At 69.8% G+C, this 14,599-nt stretch carries 16 protein-coding genes; 11 read left to right on the forward strand and 5 right to left on the reverse strand.

Features of this window, described 5'->3' with window-relative positions; translation table 11 throughout:
* Nucleotides 1-167: 167 nt before the first annotated feature.
* Entirely contained in the window at nt 168-1,040 is an 873-nt protein-coding gene (locus tag EIZ44_RS40195) for a MurR/RpiR family transcriptional regulator (RefSeq protein WP_134662417.1), read from the reverse strand.
* 94 nt (nt 1,041-1,134) lie between these two features.
* Here EIZ44_RS40195 and EIZ44_RS40200 point away from each other — a divergent pair, with 94 nt between their 5' ends.
* The 8 genes from EIZ44_RS40200 (at nt 1,135) to EIZ44_RS40235 (ending at nt 7,978) form a co-directional block, all read left to right on the forward strand.
* Nucleotides 1,135-1,881, forward strand: coding sequence for an amino acid ABC transporter ATP-binding protein (locus tag EIZ44_RS40200; RefSeq protein WP_134662418.1), 747 nt, complete (start codon nt 1,135-1,137; stop codon nt 1,879-1,881).
* A gap of 14 nt (nt 1,882-1,895) precedes the next feature.
* Nucleotides 1,896-2,816, forward strand: a complete 921-nt coding sequence (locus EIZ44_RS40205) for a transporter substrate-binding domain-containing protein (protein WP_134662419.1) — start codon at nt 1,896-1,898, stop codon at nt 2,814-2,816.
* 13 nt (nt 2,817-2,829) lie between these two features.
* A complete protein-coding gene (locus EIZ44_RS40210) occupies nt 2,830-3,468 on the forward strand; it encodes an amino acid ABC transporter permease (RefSeq protein ID WP_051729800.1) in 639 nt (212 codons plus the stop codon).
* Nucleotides 3,465-4,277: an amino acid ABC transporter permease gene (locus EIZ44_RS40215; protein WP_037820155.1), complete on the forward strand. Its 813-nt coding sequence runs from the start codon at nt 3,465-3,467 to the stop codon at nt 4,275-4,277. Before EIZ44_RS40210 ends, EIZ44_RS40215 begins: the two co-directional genes overlap by 4 nt.
* Nucleotides 4,274-5,740 carry a serine hydrolase domain-containing protein gene (locus EIZ44_RS40220; RefSeq protein WP_037820162.1) on the forward strand — a complete coding sequence of 489 codons (1,467 nt, stop codon included), beginning with the start codon at nt 4,274-4,276 and terminating at the stop codon, nt 5,738-5,740. The genes EIZ44_RS40215 and EIZ44_RS40220 overlap by 4 nt, the downstream gene beginning before the upstream one ends.
* Nucleotides 5,741-5,758: 18 nt before the next feature.
* Nucleotides 5,759-6,751 (forward strand): AraC family transcriptional regulator, encoded by a 993-nt coding sequence (locus tag EIZ44_RS40225; protein ID WP_134734162.1) that lies wholly within the window; start codon nt 5,759-5,761, stop codon nt 6,749-6,751.
* A 67-nt stretch (nt 6,752-6,818) separates the two neighbouring features.
* Nucleotides 6,819-7,244 (forward strand): nuclear transport factor 2 family protein, encoded by a 426-nt coding sequence (locus EIZ44_RS40230; protein WP_037820151.1) that lies wholly within the window; start codon nt 6,819-6,821, stop codon nt 7,242-7,244.
* Nucleotides 7,241-7,978: an alpha/beta fold hydrolase gene (locus EIZ44_RS40235; protein WP_051729799.1), complete on the forward strand. Its 738-nt coding sequence runs from the start codon at nt 7,241-7,243 to the stop codon at nt 7,976-7,978. Before EIZ44_RS40230 ends, EIZ44_RS40235 begins: the two co-directional genes overlap by 4 nt.
* A 28-nt stretch (nt 7,979-8,006) precedes the next feature.
* Here EIZ44_RS40235 and EIZ44_RS40240 read toward each other — a convergent pair whose 3' ends face one another.
* From EIZ44_RS40240 to EIZ44_RS40255, 4 genes are read right to left on the reverse strand one after another with little or no spacing between them, the layout of a single operon-like run.
* Nucleotides 8,007-8,774 carry an amino acid ABC transporter ATP-binding protein gene (locus EIZ44_RS40240; RefSeq protein ID WP_037820149.1) on the reverse strand — a complete coding sequence of 256 codons (768 nt, stop codon included), beginning with the start codon at nt 8,772-8,774 and terminating at the stop codon, nt 8,007-8,009.
* A complete protein-coding gene (locus EIZ44_RS40245; RefSeq protein WP_037820147.1) occupies nt 8,771-9,664 on the reverse strand; it encodes an amino acid ABC transporter permease in 894 nt (297 codons plus the stop codon). The genes EIZ44_RS40240 and EIZ44_RS40245 overlap by 4 nt, the downstream gene beginning before the upstream one ends.
* A 57-nt stretch (nt 9,665-9,721) precedes the next feature.
* Nucleotides 9,722-10,690, reverse strand: coding sequence for an aldo/keto reductase (locus EIZ44_RS40250; protein ID WP_051729798.1), 969 nt, complete (start codon nt 10,688-10,690; stop codon nt 9,722-9,724).
* Nucleotides 10,691-10,721: 31 nt separating this feature from the next.
* Complete coding sequence (locus EIZ44_RS40255) at nt 10,722-11,645, reverse strand: ABC transporter substrate-binding protein (protein ID WP_167754430.1); 924 nt, start codon at nt 11,643-11,645, stop codon at nt 10,722-10,724.
* Between the two features lie 116 nt (nt 11,646-11,761).
* Between EIZ44_RS40255 and EIZ44_RS40260 the strand changes: the two genes are divergently transcribed.
* The 3 genes from EIZ44_RS40260 to EIZ44_RS40270 all read left to right on the forward strand — a co-directional run bounded on the left by EIZ44_RS40260 (nt 11,762) and on the right by EIZ44_RS40270 (nt 14,597).
* Nucleotides 11,762-12,301 (forward strand): MarR family winged helix-turn-helix transcriptional regulator, encoded by a 540-nt coding sequence (locus tag EIZ44_RS40260; RefSeq protein WP_240691546.1) that lies wholly within the window; start codon nt 11,762-11,764, stop codon nt 12,299-12,301.
* 138 nt (nt 12,302-12,439) lie between these two features.
* A complete protein-coding gene (locus EIZ44_RS40265; RefSeq protein ID WP_134734164.1) occupies nt 12,440-12,709 on the forward strand; it encodes a DUF1918 domain-containing protein in 270 nt (89 codons plus the stop codon).
* A gap of 58 nt (nt 12,710-12,767) precedes the next feature.
* Nucleotides 12,768-14,597: a DUF4236 domain-containing protein gene (locus EIZ44_RS40270; RefSeq protein ID WP_134734165.1), complete on the forward strand. Its 1,830-nt coding sequence runs from the start codon at nt 12,768-12,770 to the stop codon at nt 14,595-14,597.
* Nucleotides 14,598-14,599 lie beyond the last annotated feature (2 nt).

Raw genomic sequence — 14,599 nt, forward strand, 5'->3', positions numbered from 1 at the left:
TGGGTGCATCTGACGCACCCAATGCCACATTGGGGCGCAAGACCGCACAACCCGAAGCCCCAGAGCACCACGACCTCGTGAGGCGGGCGGGCAACGGCCGGTCGGCCGGTCGGCCGACCTCGCGGGGGGCGATCGCGGAGAGAACCGCGATCGCCGCCCGGCGAGCGCTACTTCCGCTCGCCGAGGTCCGCCCGGAGCCGGGTCAGCAGGTCCGCGGCCGTCTTCGCGCGGTCCGGCTCCCGGCCCGCGATGGTGTGCGCGAGGATGTCGGTGACGATCGAGGCGGTCAGGGTCTCGCCGGTGAACTTCGTCGGGGAATCCGGCGCAGGCAGCACGACGCGGACCCGGGATTCGAGGTCCGCGGACAGCTGGCTCGTCACGAGCACTACCGGCGCGCCGACCTCCTCCGCGTAGCGCAGGATCAGCTCGACGTCGCGGTTCTGCCGGGCCGGGACGTACACCAGCACCGCGTCGTCGGCGGTCAGCGGGAGCATCGCGTCCGCGAGCCGGAAGCCGGTGTCGTCGCAGTGCCGCGTGACCAGCCCGCGGCGGGCGAGCCGGAACGCGGCGTACTCGGCGCAGACCGACGACAGCCCGAGTCCCCAGGTGAACACCATCCTGGCGGCGAGCAACAGCCGCGCCGCCTCCTCGACCGCTTCCGGCGCGAGCTGGCGCTGCATTTCCTGCAGCCGCTCGGCACTGTCGGCCATCACCCGGTCGATCTGGCGCGACCCGGTCGACCCGAGGTTCTCCATCGCCGCGCTCAGCCGGACGGTCGGCTCGGTGCGCGCGGTGAACGTCTGGCCGAGGTGGCGTTTCAGCTCCGGCAGCCCCGAATAGCCGAGCGCTTTCGCGGTGCGGACCACGGTCGCGTCGCTGGTCCCGGCCGCCGCGCCGAGGTCGCCCGCCGACGAGAACAGCACCTCGTTCGGATTGGCCAGCATGAACCGGGCGACCTGGCGTTCCGCCGGCTTGAGGTCGTCGAGCCGGGCGCGGACGTGGTCGTCGAAGTGGTCGCCGCCGAGATAGGTAGTGGACATGACACCCTTGACTGGACGTAGTGGCTACTACAAGATGCCGGAGGGTTCTCCGTTGTGTAGTGAACCCTACCCGCCGGCTCGACGAGGAGCACTCATGAGCACAGATCAGCCCCTGGTACGGCTGCGCGGCGTCGGCAAGTCGTTCGGATCGGCCCGGGTGCTGACCGGGATCGACCTCGACGTCCGGCGCGGCGAGGTCGTCGTGGTCATCGGCCCGTCCGGGTCCGGGAAATCGACGCTGTGCCGCTGCGTCAACCGGCTGGAGACCGCGGACGAGGGCTCGATCGAGATCGACGGCCGCCCGCTGCCCGCCGAGGGCGCGGACCTCGCCCGGCTGCGCGCGGACGTCGGCATGGTGTTCCAGTCCTTCAATCTCTTCGCGCACAAAACCGTGCGGGACAACGTGATGCTCGGCCCGGTCCGCGTGCGCGGGCTCAGCCGCGACGACGCGCGGAAACGGGCCGACGAGCTGTTGGAACGGGTGGGCGTCGGCGCGCACGGGGACAAGTACCCCGCACAGCTGTCCGGCGGTCAGCAGCAGCGGGTCGCGATCGCCCGCGCGCTGGCGATGGAGCCGCGCGTGCTGCTGTTCGACGAACCGACCAGCGCGCTCGACCCGGAGATGATCCACGAGGTGCTCGACGTGATGACCGCGCTCGCCGCCGACGGCATGACGATGATCGTGGTGACCCACGAGATGGGTTTCGCCCGCAAGGCCGCCGACCGCGTCGTCTTCATGGCCGACGGCCGGATCGCCGAATCCGCCACGCCGGACGTCTTCTTCGGCTCGCCGCAGACCGAACGCGCCCGCGATTTCCTCGCCCGCGTGCTCAGCCACTGAGCCTGGAGGCCTCCGTGTCCGCTCCCCTCACCCGCCGAGCCGCGCTGCTCGCCGCCGGCACCGTCCCCTTGCTCGCCTCGTGCAGCGGCGGAACCACCCGCACAGCAGGCAATCCCGCCTACGCCACGCTCGACCAGGCCGACGCCGTCGCGCGCGGACCGGTCGGCGTCGACCTGCCGGAAACGCCGACGCTGCGCCGGATCCGCGACCAAGGCGTCCTGCGGCAGTCCGCTTCGGTGACCACCCCCGGGTTCGGCATGATGAACCCGGCGACCGGCAAGATCACCGGCTTCGACATCGGAATCGCCCAGCTGCTGGCCAAATACCTGCTCGGCACGCCCGAGGTGGACAGCATCACCGGCGGCGCCGACACGCGCGAAGCGATCCTGCAGAACCGATCCGTCGATGTCGCCGTCTGTACTTACACGATCAGCAAAAGCCGGGCACGGCTCGTCTCGTTCGCCGGGCCGTACTACCTCGCACGCTCCGGCATCGTCACCGCCGCGGACGGACCGCAGGTCACCGCCGTGCGAGATCTGGCCGGTAAGGACGTCGCAGTACAGCCCGGTGCGGCGCAGGAAGCGCTGCGGAAAGCGTGTCCGCAGGCGCGTGCGGTGGTGTTCGAGGAGTCGAGCCAGTGCGCCGCCGCGGTCCGGCAGGGCCGGGTCCAAGCGTGGTCGGCGAACACCGCGATCCTCCTGGGCAAAGCGGCGGTCGACGCGCGGCTGCGGATGACGCCCGCGACGTACGGCAGCAGCCCGTTCGGCATCGGGCTGCCGAAGGACGATCCGGCGTTCAAGGAGATCGTCGTCGGGTTCCTGCGGCGCATCGCCGCCGACGGGAGCTGGCGGCGGCTGTGGGAGCAGACCGTCGGCCCGCTCGTGTCCGGTCCCGCCCCCGAGCCGCCCGTGCCCGGCTCCGTCCCCGGCTCCTGAAGGGAGATCACCCGTGCTTTCCGGTCACGCCGGGGAAATCCTCGGCGGTTTCACCACCACTTTGCTGCTCACCGCGTGCGCCTTCCCGCTCGCGCTCGTCCTCGGCTGCGTCGTCGCGATCTGCCGGATCAGCCCGGTCCGGCCGCTGCGCGCCGCCGGACGGCTGTATGTCGACCTCGTCCGCAATTCGCCGTTGCTGCTGATCGCCGTGCTGCTCATTTTCGGGCTGCCCGACGCCGGTGTGCTGATTCCGTTGTTCTGGTGCCTCGTGCTCGCGCTGGGCGTCTACTTCGGCGCGTACGTCTGCGAAACCGTCCGTTCGGGCATCCGCGCGGTGGATCGCGGGCAGGTCGAGGCGGCCAGGGCGATCGGGCTGCCGTTCCGCCGGGTCGTGCTCGATGTCCTGCTGCCGCAAGCGTTCCGCGCGATGGTGCAGCCGCTGGGCACGATCCTGATCAACGTCGCGCTGGGGTCGGCGCTCGGCGCGGCCGTCGGCGTGGACGAACTGACCCTCGAAACCCGCTCCTTCAACCTCGAGACCGCCGAACCGATCCTGGCCTTCGCCGTCGCGGCCTGCGGTTATCTCGTGATCAACCTGGCGGTCAGCGGGGTCGTGCGGCTCGTCGAGCGAAAGGTCCGGGTGCTCCGGTGAACGACGACATCCTCTTCGACGCACTCGGCCCGAAAGCCAAGGCCCGGTTGCGCACTGTGTCCATCCTTTGTGGACTCGTCCTGCTCGGCCTGCTGACTCTCGTCCTCGTCAAGCTCGGCGCCTCCGGCCAGCTCGACCCGGCCCGCTGGGCGATCCTCGTCGACGGCGCGATGCTGCGGTTCCTGGTGCAGGGCTTGGCGATGACGCTGCTGGTCGGCCTGGTGTCCACGGTGCTGTCGGTCGCGATCGGCGTGCTGCTCGCGCTCGGCAGGCTGAGCCGGAAGCGGTGGCTGAGCTGGCCGTCCGCCGCGGTCATCGAGTTCTTCCGCGCGATGCCGCTGCTGCTGATCCTGTTCTTCTTCATGTTCGGGCTGCCGATCCTCGGCGTCCGGGTGCCGATCTTCTGGCAGCTGGTGCTGGCGATCGTCGCGCACGCCGGGGCGATCTTCGCCGAGATCGTGCGGGCCGGGATCCTCGCCGTGGGCCGCGGCCAGAGCGAGGCCGGGCACGCGATCGGCCTGCGGCACTGGGAGGTCATGACGTTCGTCGTGCTCCCGCAGGCGGCCCGCGCGCTCGCGCCCGCGCTGATCAGCCAGACCGTGCGGGTGATCAAGGAATCCAGCCTCGGCTACGTCGTCGGCATCGCCGAACTGCTCAACAACGGCAAGGTGCTCGGCGAGTTCAGCGGCGACTTCATCCAGGCCTACGTCGGGGCCGGGCTGCTCTACATCGTCGTCAACATCGCCCTCTCGCGGGTCGCCGAACGGCTCGCGAACCGCAAGAAAACACTCGTCCAGGAGCCTTCGTGACCTTCCCCTCCGCCGCCCCGTCCGACGCGGGCCTCGACGCCCAACGCGTGCGCGGCTTCCTCCACCGGCTGACCGCCGACGGGATCTCGCTCGACAGCCTGCTCGTCTACCGCTCGGGCAAGCTGGCCTTCGAACACTACTGGTGGCCCTACCGCAGCGACCGTCCACACACGACACACTCGGCAACGAAGTCCTTTGTCGGCACCGCAATCGGCCTCGCCCTGGACGAAGGCTTGCTGCGCCTGGACGACCGTCTGACTTCGTTCTTCCCGGAACTCGTCCCGCCCGACGCGTCGGAGCACCTGCGCGCCATCACCGTCGAAGACCTGCTGACCATGCGAACCGGCCACCGCGTCGGCCTGTCCGGCAAAACCTGGCGACTGCTGAAAACCAGCTGGGTGCGGGAATACCTGCGCACCCCCGTGGATCTGCCGCCGGGCAAGACGTTCACCTACTCCAGCGCGACGTCGCACATGCTGTCCGCCATCGTGCAACGGGCATCAGGCCTCTCTGTCTACGACTACCTGCAACCACGACTGTTCGAGCCGCTCGGTTTCGCCGGACACACCTGGGACACCGACCCGGAAGGCATCTGCTCCGGCGGAAACGGCTTGAGCCTGCGCAGCATCGACTTCCTGAAATGGGGCGTCCTGCACCTGCACGACGGCCTCTGGCAAGGCGACCGGATCCTGCCCGCCGGATGGGTGCGCGAGGCCACCGCGTGGCACGTGCAGAACGCCGACGCCGGAAGCTGGAACGGCACCGAATTTGTCCCGTCCGCCTCCGCCGGAGACGAACGCCCGGAGGGTTACGGATACCAACTGTGGCTCGACGCCGACGGCGGATACCGGGCGTCCGGAATGTTCGGCCAGGACGTCTTCGTACTCCCCCAGCACGACGCCGTTGTTGCCACGACAGGCAGCATCACGCACGGGAAGCACCGGCTGCTGTCCGGATTGGTGCATGACCTGCTGGTGCCCGCTTTTACCGGCACTCCTTCCCCTTCGGCTGATGCTTCGTTGGCTGCCGAACTCGCTGTTGCTGCTCCCGCGCTTTCGCCGACCACCGTCGACCTGGGCGGCCAGCGGTACGAATGCGAGTCCAATGAGGACGGACTTTCCGCTATCTCGTTCACTGTGGACGGTGATGATCTTGTGGTGACCTTGGACGACGATCGCGGCTGCCATTCGGTCCGTTGTGGACTGTCCACGTGGGTCGAGTCGGATACCGGAGTTACCACCTGGCAACTGCACCACTCGTATCAGGCCGACTCGACGCGAGTCCTCGCTGCCGCGCAGTGGAGTTCCCCGGGGGTGCTGGTGCTGGAGTGGTACTTCGTGGAATCGCCGTTCCACGACACGGTCACCATCGAGTTCAGTGACGGTCAGTTGCGGTGGCATCGTCGGACCAATGTGAACAGTGGACCTACGGAGCGTCCGGTGGTTACCGCGAAGCTCGACTGACGGCGTACGATCCCGCGGATGAGCCGGGTGGCCGGGATCGCCGAACTCGTGCGGACGCGCGGGCGACGGATGGTGAGCGCCGCCGACGACGTGGACGAGGTCGTCGGCGCGTGCAGCACCGCCCTGCGTCCGCACGCGCTGCTGGTGCGCGATCGCCGGCTGTCCGCGCGGCTCGATCACCTCGCCGCCGGCTCGGTTTCGGTGAACCGGCTGCGGTACGGCGCGGCTGTGCGCATCTCGGAACTGGCTCCCGAACAGGACGAATTCCTGCTTTCGCTGCCGGTGAGCGGCCGGGCGCGGTTCGCTTACGGCACCACGAGCGCGGTGCTGCGGCCGGGGGCGGCGTCGGTGGTGAATCCGTACCGCTCGTTCCAGCTCGACTTCGACGACGCGTTCGACCAGGTCGTGCTGCGCCTCGACCGGCCGCTGGTCGAGCGGACCGCCGCACTGCTCGCCGGGACGCCCGGCACGGTCGCGGTGCAGTTCGACCTCCGGGCGGACACCGTCTCCCCCGGCGTGCTGGCACTGGTCGAAGCGGCGGTCCACCTTTCCGCCGAGGGCGCGCGGCCCGGGCATCTCGAGGCGCTGCTGGCCGAGGCCCTGTTGCTCGGCCACCCGAACACCCTCAGCGAAACCCTTGCCGCCGAGACGAAAGCTCCCTCGTCGGCGCGGGTCCGGCGCGCGATGGACTACCTGCTGGCGCACCTGCCGGAGTCGTTTTCGATGGCCGAAGTGGCCCGGCATTGCGGGGTGTCCCTACGCAGCCTGCAGATCGGCTTCCGCCGCGAAACCGGGCGGACCCTCAGCGAATGGCTCCGCGAACAGCGTCTCGACCGCGCCCGCGCGCTGCTGGCCGCGGCGGATCCCGCCGGCGCCACGGTGACCGCGACCGCGCTCGCTTGCGGCTTCGTGCATCTCGGCGATTTCGCCGCCCAGTTCAAACGCCGGTTCGGCGAATCGCCGTCCGCCGTGTTGCGCGAAACCGACGACGGCAGTTCGCGCAGGCGATAGTCCTGGCACGGCGGGCCGCGCAGACTCTGCGCAACGCAAGTCCGCGCTGCCAAAGGAGAACGCCGTCATGCCACTATCCACTGAGGACAAGCTCGCGATCGTCGAGCTCTCGAACGCCCAGATGCGCGCCCTCGACAACCACGACGTCGACGGGTGGGTCGATGCCTGGATCCCGGACGGGCAGTTCGTTTCCACCTACGGCACCTTCACCGGCCGCGCCGAGCGGGTCGAGTTCATCAAGGGCCACATCGCGGCGGGCAAGGAGGACGGCGCCCGCCACCTGCTGACGAACTACGTCGTCACCGGCGAAGCCGACCGCGCGACCGTCACCTGCCTGGTCGCCAAACTGCAGGTCGAAGCACCGCCGTTCGTCATCGCGACCGGCGTCTACCAGGACGTCGTGGTCCGCACCGCCGACGGCTGGCGTTTCGAATCCCGCCGCCTCGACATCGACCGCGGCGTCTTCGCCCGGGCCGAGGCGGCCGCGCGATGACCGGCTTGGCTGTCGAACGGTGGGGAGAATCCGGCCCGCCGATCGTGATGGTGCACGGCAGCCTGAATTCGGCCGCCGCCGCGTTCAGCGAGCAAAAGGTGCTTGCCGACCGGTTCCGGATCATCGCGCCGTACCGCCGGGGATACCGGCCCAGCCCGCCGACCGACCGGATCGACCCGGACCGCGACGCCGCCGACGTCGCCGAACTCCTGGGCGACGGAGCGCACCTGCTCGGCACGTCGATGGGCGGAGTGGTGGCCATGCGAGCCGCCGCGCTCGCGCCGGGCAAAGTCTGGTCGCTGACCGTGGTCGAACCGCCCGCGCTGCCGAACGGCGCCGGCCGCCCCGCCGCCGACCGGCTCGCCGACGCCCTTCGAAACTGCTGGGCGGCTGCCGAAGACAGCGAGCCGGCGACGTTCGTGGCCCGGTTCCTGCGGGTGTTGAACGTCGATCTGCCGTTGCCGTCGCCGCTTCCGCCCCCGTTGCTGGAGGCCGCCCGCAATCTGATGACGGAACGGCCTTGGGAAACGGGTGTCCCCGCGGAGGCGCTGGCCCGCGCGTCGTTCCCGAAACTCGTGGTGACCGGCGGCGGCACTCCGGGATTCGAGGCAGTCGCCGACGCCCTGGCGGAAACATTGCCCGCGAAGCGGGTGCTGTTCCCCGGCAGCCCGCACGCGGTGCAGCGGATCGGGCAACGGTTCAACGACGAGTTCCTGGCTCACCTGAGCCGTTGAGACGAGGGAGGGCCGGCCCGGCCCTCCCTCAGGCCCGCTCCCCCAGCGACCGCACGAACGCCTGCGTCGTCCGGTGTTTCGGCGCTCCCAAAACCTCCTCCGGTGTGCCGAGTTCGACTATCGTCCCGCCGTCCATCACCGCCACGCGGTCCGACACCTGCCGGGCGAAGCCGATCTCGTGGGTCACCACGATCATCGTCATCGTCCGTTCCGCGAGCCGCCGCATGACGCCGAGGACTTCGCCGACCAGCTCCGGATCGAGCGCGGACGTCGGCTCGTCGAACAGCATCACGTCCGGCTCCATCGCCAGCGCCCGCGCGATCGCGACGCGCTGCTGCTGCCCGCCGGACAACTCGCGCGGATACGCCGCGTGCTTCTCCGCCAATCCGACCGACGCCAGCAGTTCGTGCGCCTGCTCGGTGCACGCACTGCGCGGCCGGCGCAGGACCCGGGTGGGCGCTTCCAGGATATTCTCCAGCACAGTCAGGTGCGGGAAGAGATGAAAACCCTGGAACACCATCCCGAACCGACGGCGCTGGCGAGCGGCGGCACGGTCGCTGAGCGGGTAGTACGTGTCGCCTTTGCGCGTGTAGCCGATCAGCTCGTCTTCGAGCCGGATCTCGCCGCCGTCCACCGTCTCCAGGTGGTTGACGCAGCGCAGCAGCGTGCTCTTGCCCGAGCCGGACGGGCCGATCAGGCACACCACCTCGCCCTGGCCGACATCGAGGTCCACGCCGCGCAGCACCTCGAGCGGACCGAAGCTCTTGCGCACGCCGGACAGCCGCAGGAACGTCATCGCGAGTTCTCCTTGCCCGGGCGGCCCGCGGTGAACCCGCGGCCGAAACGGCGTTCGAGGTAGCGCTGGCCGATCATCGCGAGGCTGGTCAGCACGAGGTACCACAGGCAGGCGACCAGCAGCAGCGGAATCGTCTGGTAGGTGCGGCCGTAGATGAGCTGCACGGTGGTGAGCAGTTCGGTGTAGCCGACCACCGACACCAGCGAGGTGTTCTTGAACATGGTGACGAGTTCGTTGCTCAGCGGCGGGATGATCACGCGGATCGCCTGCGGCAGAACGACTCTCCGCAGTCGCTGCCGCCCGGTCATCGCGAGTGCGGTCGCGGCTTCCAGCTGTCCCGCAGGCACGGACAGGATCCCGGCGCGGAAGATCTCCGCGCTGTACGCCCCGAGCACCAGCGCGAGCCCGACGACCGCCGCGGAGAACTGCGAGATCAGCCGGTTCGTCGGCACGCTGAGGAACTCCGGGCCGAACGGGATGCCCAGCGACAGTTTCGGCAGCAGCGCGCCGAGGAAGAAGATCAGCAGGAGCAGCACCAGCGCCGGGATGGCGCGGATGAACCAGATGTAGGCGGTCGCGACCCAGCGCAGGACCGGGTCTCCGGACAGCCGCATCAGCGCGACGACGACGCCCACGACCAGCCCGGCCGCGCTGCTGATCAGGGTCAGCAGCACTGTGTTCAGCAGGCCGCGCAGGATGTCGGCCGAGAACAGGTAGCCCCCGACGAGCCGCCAGTCCCAGCGCGGGTTGGTGATCAGGAAATGCGCGAACATCGCGGCCAGCACGAGCGCGACGCCCGCGGTGAGCCAGCGCGCGGGCTGCCGCCGCCGGGCGAACCGGACGCCCGCCGGGGCCTCGACCGGCGCGCGGGTGGAGGTGGGGATCGACATGAGGACTCCTTCGGGACAGCCCGGGCGGCGGCCGTCGCGGGGACGGCCGCCGAGGGGTCAGACAGTGACGAACTCGCCGAGCGTCCGTTCGGTGTGCGGATAGGGCGCGTCGTTCTCGTGCCCCGCGACGCCGAGCCCGGCCAGCGCGGCCACGATCTCCGCGCCGCGTTCGCCCGCCAGCTCGACCGCGCGGACGTTGTCCTCGATCTGCGCGATCCGGGTGGACCCGAACAGCACCGACGCCGTCGCCGGCTGCGCCAGGCAGAACGCGAGCGCGAGCTGCGACGGGCTCGCGTCGAACGAGGCCGCGATCTCCCGCAGCCGCGGCACGAGTTCCTTGATCCGCTCGCGGATGCCGCCGGTGTCGATGCCGATCTTGCGGCCGGGGTCGAGGTTCCCGGCGAGGATCCCGCCCTCCATCGTGTCGGAGGCGTGCAGCGAGATCCCGGTGTCGGCGAACAGCTTCTGGTACTCCGCGCTGTCCACGACGGACCGCCGGGCGACGCTGTACTTGAGCTGGACCAGCTGCGGCGCCGGGATCCCCTTCGCCGCGGCGTGGTCGTAGGCGGTGCGGAGATCGGCGGCCGACCAGTTCAGCGCGCCCCAGCTGCGGGCCCGGCCGCTGGTGACCAGCCCGGCGAGTTCCTCGGCGATCGCCGGGACGTCCATCCCCGGCCGGGGGTGCTCGGTGATGATGACGTCGACGTACTCGGTGCCGAGCCGGACCAGGGACTCGTCGAGCTGTTCGGCCAGCGGCTGGCGCGGATAGTCGAAGTACCACACCTTTTCGGCGATCGCGTAGTCCTCGCGCGGTTTCCCGACGACGTCGAGGATCCGGCCGAGCAGCACCTCGGTATGCGGTTTGTCGCGGTAATAGGCGACGTCGAGGAAATCGATGCCGAGGTCGAACGCGCGCCGGACGAGCGCGACGCCCGCCTCGAACGTCATCCGGCTGTAGGTGTTCCACGACCCGAGCGACAGCGCGGAAACCTCGGGTCCCTCGCGGCCGATGCGGCGGTAATCCATGCGTTTCTCCTTCTTCGGTGGACCGGGCGGCTCAGAACCGGGAACCGTTGACCGCGATCCGGTCGACGGCGATCGAGCCCTGCCCCCATTCGTCGAGGATCTTGCGGTAGGTGCCGTCCTCGACGAGCTTCTGCAGCGCACGCCGCGCTGCGTCGCGCAACTGCTGGTCGTCCTTGCGGAACCCGGCCGCGTACGGCGCGAGCCAGTGCACGCCGTCGCCGGTCAGCTCGAACTGGCCGGGATTCTGTTTGATCAGGTAGTTCGCCGGCGCGATGTCGTTCCACGCCGTTTCGACGCGGTCGCTCTGCAGGGCCAGCACCATCGCCTGCCCGTCGGCGAAGGCGTTGATGTTCACCGCGGGCTTGCCCTTGCCGACGCACTCCTTGCTGACCCGCTGCGCGTCGGTCTCCTCGATCGACCCGCGCCCGATGGCCAGCGACCGGCCGCACAGATCGTCGATTCCCTTGACGCCGTGCGGGTTTCCGGAACGGACCATGAGCGCGGTGCCGCCGCGCAGGAAGTCGACGAAATCCATCGTGCCCTGCCGGGATTTGAAGTCCCCCACCGACATCACGGCGTCGAACCGTCCGGAAAGGACTCCCGGCATCACGTTGCCGCCCTCGGTCCGCACGACCTGCACGTCCAGTCCGAGCAGCTTCGTCCACGCCTTCGTCAGGTCGACCACCACGCCGGTGATCTCGATGTCGTTCTTGCTGTCGACGAAAGCGAGTGGCGGAACGCTCGCGCTGGTCGCGACGGTGATCGTCTTCTTGTCCCGGTACCGCTGCGGCACCAGCGCGCTGAGACCGGCGTCGACCTGGACCGCGGCCTCCGCGCCGGCCCCTTTCTTCTGCGCGCCTTCCGGTGCGGGCTCCTGCGGAGCGGCACACCCGCTCAACGCCACGAGTGCCGCGCACGCGGCGGCGGCGACGCGCCCTCGGGTTCGGTGTCGCATCGAGACCTCCATTGCTCTCTCGGACGCCGGGAACGCTAGAAGCCGCTCCGGAACATTGTCAAGGCTTTGACGTTCAACCTTTGACAATCTCGGGGAACCTGGCATGATCGAGAGGCGTGAGGGAGCCCGAAGCCGCCGAACCGGATTACTGGACCTTCGTCGACCACGCGGTCCGCTCGGTGAGCGAAACCCTGCCCGACGTCGACCCGGACGCGATGCGCCTGGTGATGACCCTGCACCGGGCCACCGACCTGCTGTCTTACGACCTGCACGCCCGGCTCGGCGAGATCAAGCTGAACGAATCGGCACAGCTGAGCAGCACCGGTCTGCGGCTGCTGCTGGTGCTGTCGGCGTCCGGCCCGCTGGAACTGCGCCGGGTGGCGGCCCTGTCGGGCATGAGCCGCGCGGCCGTGTCAGCCGCGGTGGAGAACCTCGCCTCGAACGGCCTGGTCGGGAAGGAACCGTCGCGGGAAGACCGGCGGACGGTGCTGTTGCACCTGACCCCGGAGGGGCAGAAAACGTTCGCCCGCTGCTTCGCGGCCTACAACGCGGGAGAGCAGCATTGGGCGGCGACGCTGACGGCCGAGGAGCGGGGTCAGCTGGTCGGGTTGCTGACGAAGTTGATGCAGACCAAGGACGTGCAGCGGCGGACGTGACGGCGGAACTCCTCAAGCGTCTGAGCCGAACCGACCCCCGCGAGTCACTTGCTTACCCCTGATCGGACTACTCCGAGGTTTCACGCCCGGCGCGACGAGGTATCGCTGCGGACGACGACGTCGTTCTGAGGAGGCGACATGCACGCACAGCGCGGAGACTGGCTGGTCGTGAAGGGAATCCACGTGGACGTGCCGGAGCACCGGGGCCGCATCGTGGCGGTGGGCTCGCCGGACGGAGGGCCGCCGTTCACCGTCCGCTGGCAGGGCGCGGACCACGAATCGACGGTCTTCCCGGGCCCGGACGCGATCGTGCTGACCGACGCGGAGATGGCTGTGCAGGACGAACAGGCCCGGGAGCGGGTCGAGGGGCTGGGCGCGTTGCAGCACCATCTCCCGAGCGGCGCGTAACAACCGGCGCACGCACGGCGATCCAGAGCGGGCAAATGCCGTCCGTCGAAGGTCGCCTATGTCGTTCTATCTGCGTACGAGGGTCAAGGTCGGTCCGCTGCGCGTCAGCATGTCGCGGGCCGGGCTCGGCGCGTCCGTCGGCGTGCCCGGGTTCCGCGTCGGCACCGGTCCGCGCGGTGCTTACGTCACGCTCGGCGGCGGGCTGGTCAGTTATCGGACGACGACCCGGTCAACGGCTCCGAGCGCACCGCCGCTGCTGCCCGCGAGCGACGTCGTCATGGCCGACATCACCGGCGCGACCACCCTCGAAATGGCGGCCGCCGATTCGAGCGAGTTCGTCGGCCAGCTCAATGCCGCGGCACGGTCGATGCGATGGTGGCCGTGGGTCCTGGTGCTCGCGCTCGCGCTGGCGGGCGCGTCGCTGTGGACACTGCTGGCCGGGGTGCCGCTCACGGTGTGGGTTTTCCTCAAGGACCGGATCCGGCGGACCGTCGTGGTGTTCTACGACGTGCAGGACGCCGAGGAGGCGCAGCGCTTCCAGGGACTGGTCGACGCCTTCGGACCGGTGCGGGAGGCGCGGCGGGCGTGGCACGTCGTCGCGTCGGGGGCGTTGTCGACGACGCGTCAGCACAAGGTCAACGCCGGAGCATCCGCGCTGGTCAAGCGGCACTCGCTGGACCGCGGCATCGGCGGCCCGCCGCAGCTGTCCGCGAACATCGCCGTCCCGTCGCTCGCCACGAGCCATCGGGCGGTCTATTTCCTGCCCGACCGGGTTCTGCTGCGCGAAGGCAAGCAGTACGCCGACGTCCAGTACGGAGAGCTGCGGATCGAGGCGGACGTCCAGCGGTTCATCGAGAGCGGTTCGGTGCCCGGCGATGCCCGCGTCGTCGGGCACACCTGGCAGTACGTCAACGTCAAGGGCGGGCCGGACCGGCGCTACAAGAACAACCGGCGGCTCCCCGTCCTCGAATACGGATCGGTGCGGCTTTCCGGGCCGAACGGCTATCGCGCGACCTTCGACTTCTCGACGCCGCGAGCCAGCTCGGCGCTGGCGCGATCGTTGCGGGCGATGACCGCGCCCGTCGCACCGCCGGTGGTGGTCACACCGCCTGCGGCACGGCCCAAACCGGACCGGATCCAGGAGACGCCGGCCGCCCCGCTGATCCGGCGGCGGCTGTCTGCGGACGGACGAATCGCGATCGTCGGCGAAGCGCATTACCAGCCCGCGCTGCAGCGGGCGGCGAGGGGGATCGCCGCCGGTGAAGGCTTCGACCAGCACCTCCCGGTCGTCGCGCTTCTCGTGCCGGAACCGCAGAACCCGCACGATCTCCACGCCGTCCGCGTCGACGCGATCCACCCCGGCGGAACGGAAACCGTCGGCTATCTGTCCCGTTCGGACGCCCGCAGTTACCAGCCCGCTCTCCGTGCGCTCGGCAAAAGCGGCTTCGCCGGCACTTGCCCGGCGCGGATCACCGGCGGCGGAAACGGCCGCCGCTACGGGATGTACCTGCACCTCGCGGGCCCGGACGCGCTGGAGATCACCAATCTGCTCGCCGAGGCCGATCTTCTGGCGCCGGAGCGGACGGTCACCGTCACCAAGGAGGAAAACCATCAGAAAACCTTGCGGCACTACCATTCCGGCGTGCTGCGCACGATCGTCGCCGCCGAGCTCGCACCGTCCACTGTGTCCAGTGGCAAGCACAAGGGTTCCTACGCGATCGAGGTCCGGCTCGACGGGCAGCGCGTCGGCGAACTGACCGCGGCGATGAGCGCTCGCTATCGGCACCTCGTCACTGGCGTCCCGCGGTGCGAAGCGTTCATCACCAGCGGCGACCGCGGATTTCAGATCGACCTCCGGCTGCCGAAGACCGACCCTGCCCCGCGCTGAGG

It is taken from the genome of Amycolatopsis nivea, from assembly GCF_004522235.1.
In the GTDB taxonomy this organism is placed as follows: Bacteria; Actinomycetota; Actinomycetes; order Mycobacteriales; family Pseudonocardiaceae; genus Amycolatopsis; species Amycolatopsis nivea.

Bases quoted from the DNA above. Each gene is read 5' to 3' on its own strand.
- EIZ44_RS40195 (WP_134662417.1), bottom strand. From the start codon at position 1,040: ATGTCCACTACCTATCTCGGCGGCGACCACTTCGACGACCACGTCCGC.
- EIZ44_RS40200 (WP_134662418.1), top strand. From the start codon at position 1,135: ATGAGCACAGATCAGCCCCTGGTACGGCTGCGCGGCGTCGGCAAGTCG.
- EIZ44_RS40225 (WP_134734162.1), top strand. From the start codon at position 5,759: ATGAGCCGGGTGGCCGGGATCGCCGAACTCGTGCGGACGCGCGGGCGA.
- EIZ44_RS40230 (WP_037820151.1), top strand. From the start codon at position 6,819: ATGCCACTATCCACTGAGGACAAGCTCGCGATCGTCGAGCTCTCGAAC.
- EIZ44_RS40235 (WP_051729799.1), top strand. From the start codon at position 7,241: ATGACCGGCTTGGCTGTCGAACGGTGGGGAGAATCCGGCCCGCCGATC.
- EIZ44_RS40240 (WP_037820149.1), bottom strand. From the start codon at position 8,774: ATGACGTTCCTGCGGCTGTCCGGCGTGCGCAAGAGCTTCGGTCCGCTC.
- EIZ44_RS40245 (WP_037820147.1), bottom strand. From the start codon at position 9,664: ATGTCGATCCCCACCTCCACCCGCGCGCCGGTCGAGGCCCCGGCGGGC.
- EIZ44_RS40250 (WP_051729798.1), bottom strand. From the start codon at position 10,690: ATGGATTACCGCCGCATCGGCCGCGAGGGACCCGAGGTTTCCGCGCTG.
- EIZ44_RS40255 (WP_167754430.1), bottom strand. From the start codon at position 11,645: ATGCGACACCGAACCCGAGGGCGCGTCGCCGCCGCCGCGTGCGCGGCA.
- EIZ44_RS40265 (WP_134734164.1), top strand. From the start codon at position 12,440: ATGCACGCACAGCGCGGAGACTGGCTGGTCGTGAAGGGAATCCACGTG.
- EIZ44_RS40270 (WP_134734165.1), top strand. From the start codon at position 12,768: ATGTCGTTCTATCTGCGTACGAGGGTCAAGGTCGGTCCGCTGCGCGTC.